This is a genomic window from Bacillus cereus group sp. MG9, assembly GCF_040459995.1.
GTDB classification, from domain to species: domain Bacteria; phylum Bacillota; class Bacilli; order Bacillales; family Bacillaceae_G; genus Bacillus_A; species Bacillus_A mycoides.
The window spans coordinates 5,395,138-5,403,024 of the sequence record NZ_JARVHC010000001.1 but is presented as its reverse complement, the minus strand read 5'-3'; the positions used below and the strand labels follow the sequence as shown (position 1 = coordinate 5,403,024).

Below are 7,887 nucleotides of genomic sequence, written 5' to 3'. Positions count from 1 at the left end.
AGGTGTCCCTCCTTTACAAAGATGGTAAAAGAATAAGGTTGCGCAACAATTGTACAACCTGTAAATACTTCTAATGCATATTTATACGAAACGTATTTTAAAATATAAAAACGTCGTTAGTATCCGAGATAGAGTTTTCGACAAAATAACACATGTGGACAACTATTTACTCACATGTGATTTAAACTATCCACATGTTATACACAAATTGTGGATAAAATAAAGGTGTGGAAAACTTATTCAAAGTGAAAACACAACTATAATATCAAAAAAAAGCAGCTATAGCAATGAATTTAAGAAAGTTATCCACAAAATCAATACCTTGTGGAATAAACTTGTCCACAATACGATATACTGTGTAAAAGTAAAAAAAGAGTTTGTGGATACAAAAAAGAGAAAATATATTTATCCACAAGGAAATATAGGTACTGTGAAAAAGTTTGTGAATAGGTTAAAAATGAATATTTGATGAAAATTTCGAGAACCATTGACATTTTCCTATTTGATTTACTATAATTTATTAGACTGTCTTTAACAGATATTCCTCAGGGAGGTGTCATATAATGAAAAGAACTTACCAACCAAATAAACGTAAGCGCAGCAAAGTACATGGTTTCCGCAGCCGTATGAGCACAGCAAACGGACGTAAAGTGCTAGCAGCTCGTCGTCGTAAAGGAAGAAAAGTATTATCTGCGTAGACCACTGATCGTTCAGTGGTCTTTTTTTCTAATAATAATGAGTTTCCGCTGATGAAATACAGGAGTGTCAAATGATATGAAGAAAAAAAATCGTATAAAAAAGAATGATGAATTCCAGGCTGTTTTCCAAAAAGGACAATCGAATGCCAATCGCCAGTTTGTTGTATACAAATTAGATAAAGAAAAACAGCCGCATTTTCGCATTGGTCTTTCTGTTAGTAAGAAAATAGGAAATGCAGTAGTGCGTAATCGAATTAAGCGTATGATTCGCCAATCGATTATAGAATTAAAAGATGAGATAGATTCTGGAAAAGATTTTGTTATAATAGCAAGGAAGCCTTGTGCAGAGATGACATATGAAGAGTTAAAGAAAAGCTTAATTCATGTCTTTAAACGCTCTGGTATGAAAAGAATAAAAAAGTAGCGTAAGGAAATGAATTACACTATATACATACCGAAACAAGGAGGAGCAGGCTTTGAAAAAGAAAATAGGTTTATTAGCCATGGTTATTATGCTAATGGCAATTGCTACCGGCTGTAGTGAAACAAATCAACCGATTACACCGAAAAGCACTGGGATTTGGAATGAATATTTCGTATACCCGCTTTCTCAGTTAATCACGTATTTTGCAGAATTATTTGGTAGTAATTACGGTTTAGCAATCGTTGTTACAACTCTTATCATTCGTTTTGCATTACTACCATTAATGATTAAACAAACGAAGAGTACGAAAGCAATGCAGGCGTTACAACCAGAAATGGTGAAATTAAAAGAGAAATATAGTTCTAAAGATCAAGCAACACAGCAAAAACTACAACAAGAAATGATGCAGTTATATCAAAAGAATGGTGTAAACCCATTAGCAGGATGTTTACCAATATTTGTTCAGATGCCTATTTTATTCGCGTTTTATCATGCGATTATGAGAACAACAGCAATTAGTGAACATACATTTTTATGGTTCGATTTAGGACAGGCGGATCCGTTCTATATCCTTCCAATTGTTGCAGCTATTACGACGTTTATTCAGCAAAAGCTTGCAATGGCAGGAACGGCTGGACAAAATCCGCAAATGGCAATGATGATTTGGCTTATGCCAATTATGATTTTAGTCTTTGCAATTAACTTCCCAGCAGCACTATCATTGTACTGGGTAGTTGGTAATATCTTTGGTATCGCTCAAATGTATATGATCAAAGGGCCTGAAATTAAGGCTAGTAAGGCAGGAGGATCAAGCAAGTGAGTATGATTACTGCTAAAGGACAAACAGTCGAGCTGGCAGTACAAGATGCTTTAAGACAATTAAATGCTTCGAAAGATCGAGTAGATATAAATATTATCGATGAGGGTAAGAGGGGGTTCCTAGGTTTATTTGGGAATCGCCCCGCTGTTGTAGAAGTTGTATTGAAAAAAGATCCAATCCAAGAATGTGAAGAATATTTAAAAAATGTTATTCAAAATATGGGTGTGGAAGTTGAGATTAGAAAAATTGTAAAAGGACGCGAAGTTGAATTTACAATTTCTGGTGAAAATATTGGTGTTTTAATTGGTAAAAGAGGGAATACGTTGAATTCTTTACAGTATTTAACAAAGCTTGTTGCGAACCGTAATACAAAGCAATATATTGGTATTACACTGGATGCTGAAAACTATCGTAGTAAAAGAAAAAATACGTTAGAATCTCTTTCCTATCGATTAGCAAAACAAGTAGTGAGTACGAAAAAAAGAGTTGTTCTAGAACCAATGCCTTCTTTCGAACGAAAAATTATTCACCAAGCATTATCTAATCATCAAAATATCATTACAACTTCTGAAGGAAAAGAACCACATCGGTATGTTGTAATATCTTCCAAGTGACCGGTTACTCAATTGAGTGCCGGTTTTTTTGAGGAGAAAATAAATGTGGATAACTAAAAAACACTAAACTTATCCACTGTGAATAAGTTTAGTGTTTTTTACATAAGGACATAATAAAATGAGTTATTATTCTTTTGTAGATAGGTTCGTTATGGTATCCTAATAATTTAGTGACGGAAAAAATTCATGTTGAAATAGAGATAAATAAGCAAGTGAGGTGAAAGGACATGGAATTTGATACAATTGCCGCAATTTCCACAGCACTTGGGGAAGGTGCAATTGCCATTGTTCGAGTAAGTGGGGATGATGCGATTGAGAAAGTCGATCGTATTTTTAAAGGGAAGGATTTAACACAGGTTTCTTCTCATACAATTCATTATGGTCATATTGTCGATTTAGATACAAATCAAGTTATTGAAGAAGTTATGGTGTCCATTATGCGTGCACCAAGGACTTTTACGCGTGAAAATATAGTAGAAATTAACTGTCATGGTGGACTTGTTTCGGTAAATAAAGTATTACAGCTTATTTTAGCGCAAGGAGTACGACTGGCAGAGCCTGGTGAATTTACAAAACGTGCTTTTTTAAATGGACGTATTGATTTGTCACAAGCAGAAGCTGTTATGGACTTAATCCGTGCGAAAACAGATCGTGCTATGAATGTAGCGATTAACCAAATGGAAGGACGATTATCTAAATTAATCGGCCATCTGCGTCAAGAAATATTAGAAACATTAGCTCATATTGAAGTGAATATAGATTACCCAGAATATGATGATGTAGAAGAGATGACGCATAATATTTTAATTGAGAAAGCTACACATGTCCGTGCTGAAATTGCAAAGATATTAGAAACATCGAAGCAAGGAAAGATTTTACGTGAAGGCATTTCTACCGCGATTATCGGTAGACCTAACGTTGGGAAATCATCGCTATTAAATAGTCTTGTTCAGGAGAAAAAGGCAATTGTAACTGATATTGCAGGAACAACTCGTGATGTTATTGAAGAGTACGTTAATGTGCGTGGTGTACCACTTAAACTTATAGATACAGCCGGAATTCGTGAAACGGAAGATATTGTTGAACGAATTGGTGTAGAGCGTTCGAAGGAAATGATGAGCCAAGCAGACTTAGTGTTAATTGTAGTGAATTATAGCGAGGCTTTAACAAATGAAGATGAGGATCTATTCCGTGCCGTACAAGGAAAAGATTTCATTGTTATTGTAAATAAGACAGATTTACCGCAAGAAATTGATATGGAACGTGTTACAGATTTAGCGGTAGGCAATCGTGTTATTACAACATCTTTAATTGAGGAGCAAGGAATAGATGAGCTTGAAAAGGCAATAGCTGATTTATTCTTTGAAGGAACAATTGATTCTGCGGATATGACATACGTGTCTAATGCGAGACATATCGGATTATTAACACAAGCAGGAAGAACAATTAACGATGCAATTGAAGCGATAGAAAATGGTGTTCCGATTGATATGGTTCAAATTGATTTAACAAGAGCGTGGGAAATACTTGGTGAAATTACTGGTGATACTATCCATGAAAGCTTAATTGACCAATTGTTCTCTCAATTTTGTTTAGGAAAATAAAGTAAAACTTTAATCAGAGATGATTTAGTAAGATAGAGGTTATTAGGAGGAATAAACAATGGGATACAATGCCGGTTTATATGATGTCATAGTAATCGGTGCAGGTCATGCAGGATGTGAAGCTGGTCTTGCGGCAGCACGGATGGGCTCAAAAACATTAATGTTAACAATTAACTTAGATATGGTAGCGTTCATGCCATGTAACCCTTCTGTTGGTGGACCAGCAAAAGGGATTGTTGTTCGTGAAATTGATGCATTAGGCGGAGAAATGGGACGCAATATTGATAAAACACATATTCAAATGCGTATGTTAAATACGGGTAAAGGACCAGCTGTACGCGCGCTTCGTGCACAAGCTGATAAATTCTCTTACCAGCATGAATTAAAGAAAACAATTGAAGAAACACCAAACTTAACGTTGTTTCAAGGTCTGGTAGAGCGTTTAATTGTTGAAGATGGTGTATGTAAAGGGGTAATTACGCAAGCTGGTGCTGAATACACAGCGAAAACAGTTGTAATTACAACGGGAACATTTTTACGTGGTGAGATTATTATGGGAGATTTAAAATATTCAAGTGGTCCAAATAATCAGCAACCATCTATTACATTATCTGAACACTTAGAGGAACTTGGTTTTGATCTTGTTAGATTTAAAACAGGTACACCTCCGCGTGTAAACAGTAATACGATTGATTATAGTAAAACAGAAATTCAACCAGGTGATGATAAGCCACGTGCTTTCTCTTTTGAAACAACAAAATTTATTATGGATCAAATTCCATGTTGGTTAACGTATACAAGTACAGAAACACATCGTTTAATAGATGAAAACTTACATCGCTCAGCTATGTATTCTGGTATGATTAAAGGAACAGGGCCTAGATATTGCCCTTCAATTGAAGACAAGGTAGTAAGATTTAATGATAAACCACGTCATCAAATTTTCTTAGAGCCAGAAGGACGTAATACACAAGAAGTATATGTACAAGGCTTATCGACGAGCTTACCAGAAGATGTACAGCGTGCAATGCTTAGAACAATTCCTGGCCTGGAAAATGTTGAAATGATGCGTACGGGTTATGCAATTGAATATGATGCGATCGTACCAACTCAACTATGGCCAACACTTGAAACGAAAAAAATTAAAAATTTATATACAGCAGGACAAATTAATGGAACTTCTGGTTACGAAGAAGCGGCAGGACAAGGGCTTATGGCTGGAATTAATGCAGCATGTCGTTCTTTAGGTAAAAAAGAAGTTATTTTAGGTCGCGCTGATGCATATATTGGTGTTTTAATTGATGACCTTGTAACAAAAGGCACAAATGAACCATACCGTTTATTAACGTCTCGTGCAGAATATCGTTTATTATTACGCCATGATAATGCTGACCTTCGTTTAACTGAAGTTGGTCGTGAAATTGGCTTAATTAAAGAAGATCGCTATGAGCGATTTACAAATAAAAAGTTACAAATTGAACAGGAGAAGGAACGGTTAGAGAGTATTTTTATTAAACCGCGTCCTGAAGTTCAAGAATTAATTCGTAGTATTGGTGGAAGTGAATTGAAAGATGGAATACGTGCAAGTGACTTATTACGTCGTCCAGAGGTGACATATGAGCATATTCATCTTTTAGTACCAAGTGAAGTACCATTAAGTGATGAAATTACGGAACAAGTTGAAATTCAGACCAAGTACGAAGGATACATTGAAAAATCTTTACAGCAAGTAGAACGTATGAAGAAAATGGAAAACAAAAAAATTCCTGTGGATATTGATTATGATGCGATTTCTAGCCTTGCCTCAGAAGCGAGACAGAAATTGAAAGATGTTCGTCCGCTTTCAATGGGGCAAGCTTCACGTATTTCTGGCGTAAATCCAGCTGATGTTTCCATTTTGCTTATTTACATTGAACAAGGAAAAATTGCACGAGTATCGAACCAATAACATAGTAAGGAGATATTGCTAGATGAACATAGAACAATTTCAATCTATGCTAGAAGAGAAGGGTATTTCCCTCTCTTCTAGACAGTTAGAGCAGTTCGGAATCTATTTTGAAACATTAGTAGAGTGGAATGAAAAAATGAACTTAACGGCTATTACGGAGAAAGAAGAAGTATACTTAAAACACTTTTTTGATTCTGTTACAGCGGCTTTTTATTATGATTTTTCGAAACCATTTTCTATTTGTGATGTTGGAGCAGGAGCTGGATTCCCAAGTATCCCTTTAAAAATCTGTTTCCCGCACTTAAAAGTAACAATTGTAGATTCATTACAAAAACGTATTAATTTCTTAAATCACTTAGCGCAAAAGTTAGAATTAAGTGATGTTGCATTTTGTCATGATCGTGCTGAAACATTTGGAAAAAAAGAAGGTGTACGTGAAGCATACGATATTGTAATGGCACGTGCAGTTGCACGTCTTTCTGTATTAAGTGAGCTATGTTTACCACTTGTAAAAGTAGGGGGAACATTCATTGCAATGAAAGGTGCAGCGGCGAACGAAGAAATCGAAAATGGCAAATATGCTTTAGAGGTACTTGGCGGAGAATTGAAAGAAATGTCTACGTTCCAATTACCGTTTGAAGAAAGTGAGCGTAATATTTTATTAATCGAGAAAAAGCGCAAGACACCAAAGAAATATCCACGCAAACCGGGAACGCCCAATAAATTACCTATTGAAAAATAAATCTTATTAGACGTAAGATTAAATTATATAAATGAAAACGTAAATGTTTCATAGGAAACATTTTATGTAGAACAGTCAATAGGCCTAAAAGGTGGTGGAATATGTATGAAAAATACGTTTTCTCGTTTATTTGGCTTTGGAGATAAAGAGAGCGAATTCGAATTACAAGACGAAAGCCATGAAGAAATAGCTAAAAAGGTATATGAAGAAATACAGGAAATTCCGATAGTAAACATTACCCCTAACCGTTATCAACCACGAACAGTTTTTGACGATGCACGTATTGAGGAGCTAGCATTAACGATTCGTACGCATGGGCTTATCCAGCCGATTGTTGTGAGACAGTATGAGGATGATAAGTACGAGATTATTGCCGGGGAAAGGCGTTTCCGCGCAGCAACAAAGTTAGGGTGGGAAAAAGTTCCTGCAATAATAAAGAATTTAAATGATACTGAGACAGCTTCTGTAGCGTTAATTGAAAATTTGCAACGTGAGGAATTAACAGCAATTGAGGAAGCTGTGGCATATCAAAAGCTGATTGAGTTACATAATTTAACACAAGAAGCATTGGCACAACGACTTGGAAAAGGACAATCGACAGTCGCAAATAAATTGCGATTATTAAAATTGCCTGAAGAAATCAAAAGTGCATTATTAGAAAAAAGTATTACAGAACGGCATGCTCGCGCCCTTATTCCTTTGAAGAATGAGGAATTACAACTGAAGGTTTTACAAGAGATTGTGGAGAAGCAATTGAATGTAAAGCAAACAGAAGAACGAATTGCAAAGTTATTAGAAGAAGTAAAACCAAAGCGCAAAGCGAAGCAAAAAGCAGTAAGTCGAGATGCGAGAATTGCTATGAACACGATTAGACAATCATTACAAATGGTTGCTAATAGTGGTTTGAATGTTAATTCTGCGGAAGAAGAGTTTGATGAATACTATCAAATTACGATTAAAATTCCGAAGAAAAAATAATTACGTGCTAGAGACCTTATCCTATTGGAGAGGTCTCTTTTACTATATTTTCTTGTTAA

General features: G+C 35.5%; 8 protein-coding genes. All 8 read left to right on the top strand.

All coding sequences use genetic code 11. The features are described from left to right. The first annotated feature begins 563 nt into the window (after nt 1-563). Nucleotides 564-698, top strand: a complete 135-nt coding sequence (gene rpmH / locus QCI77_RS27795) for a 50S ribosomal protein L34 (protein WP_000831901.1) — start codon at nt 564-566, stop codon at nt 696-698. A gap of 76 nt (nt 699-774) precedes the next feature. Then, on the top strand, nt 775-1,122 hold the full coding sequence (rnpA, locus tag QCI77_RS27790) for a ribonuclease P protein component (RefSeq protein WP_002089963.1): 348 nt from the start codon (nt 775-777) through the stop codon (nt 1,120-1,122). 52 nt (nt 1,123-1,174) lie between these two features. Continuing rightward, nucleotides 1,175-1,942 (top strand): YidC family membrane integrase SpoIIIJ, encoded by a 768-nt coding sequence (gene spoIIIJ / locus QCI77_RS27785; RefSeq protein WP_002089960.1) that lies wholly within the window; start codon nt 1,175-1,177, stop codon nt 1,940-1,942. Beyond that, the gene (gene jag / locus QCI77_RS27780; protein ID WP_002166368.1) at nt 1,939-2,556 is read left to right on the top strand and encodes an RNA-binding cell elongation regulator Jag/EloR; all 618 of its coding nucleotides are present in this window, start codon (nt 1,939-1,941) and stop codon (nt 2,554-2,556) included. Before spoIIIJ ends, jag begins: the two co-directional genes overlap by 4 nt. Nucleotides 2,557-2,783: 227 nt before the next feature. Further along, a complete protein-coding gene (gene mnmE / locus QCI77_RS27775) occupies nt 2,784-4,160 on the top strand; it encodes a tRNA uridine-5-carboxymethylaminomethyl(34) synthesis GTPase MnmE (protein WP_353825747.1) in 1,377 nt (458 codons plus the stop codon). Nucleotides 4,161-4,218: 58 nt separating this feature from the next. Then, a complete protein-coding gene (mnmG, locus tag QCI77_RS27770) occupies nt 4,219-6,108 on the top strand; it encodes a tRNA uridine-5-carboxymethylaminomethyl(34) synthesis enzyme MnmG (RefSeq protein WP_353825746.1) in 1,890 nt (629 codons plus the stop codon). Nucleotides 6,109-6,130: 22 nt separating this feature from the next. Next, nucleotides 6,131-6,850, top strand: coding sequence for a 16S rRNA (guanine(527)-N(7))-methyltransferase RsmG (gene rsmG / locus QCI77_RS27765; protein WP_002016472.1), 720 nt, complete (start codon nt 6,131-6,133; stop codon nt 6,848-6,850). Between the two features lie 105 nt (nt 6,851-6,955). Next, a complete protein-coding gene (gene noc, locus QCI77_RS27760) occupies nt 6,956-7,828 on the top strand; it encodes a nucleoid occlusion protein (RefSeq protein WP_002016471.1) in 873 nt (290 codons plus the stop codon). Nucleotides 7,829-7,887 lie beyond the last annotated feature (59 nt).

What these genes read in the sequence shown, in the direction of transcription:
- rnpA (WP_002089963.1), top strand. Translation starts at nt 775, where the DNA reads ATGAAGAAAAAAAATCGTATAAAAAAGAATGATGAATTCCAGGCTGTT.
- rpmH (WP_000831901.1), top strand. Translation starts at nt 564, where the DNA reads ATGAAAAGAACTTACCAACCAAATAAACGTAAGCGCAGCAAAGTACAT.
- noc (WP_002016471.1), top strand. Translation starts at nt 6,956, where the DNA reads ATGAAAAATACGTTTTCTCGTTTATTTGGCTTTGGAGATAAAGAGAGC.
- rsmG (WP_002016472.1), top strand. Translation starts at nt 6,131, where the DNA reads ATGAACATAGAACAATTTCAATCTATGCTAGAAGAGAAGGGTATTTCC.
- mnmG (WP_353825746.1), top strand. Translation starts at nt 4,219, where the DNA reads ATGGGATACAATGCCGGTTTATATGATGTCATAGTAATCGGTGCAGGT.
- mnmE (WP_353825747.1), top strand. Translation starts at nt 2,784, where the DNA reads ATGGAATTTGATACAATTGCCGCAATTTCCACAGCACTTGGGGAAGGT.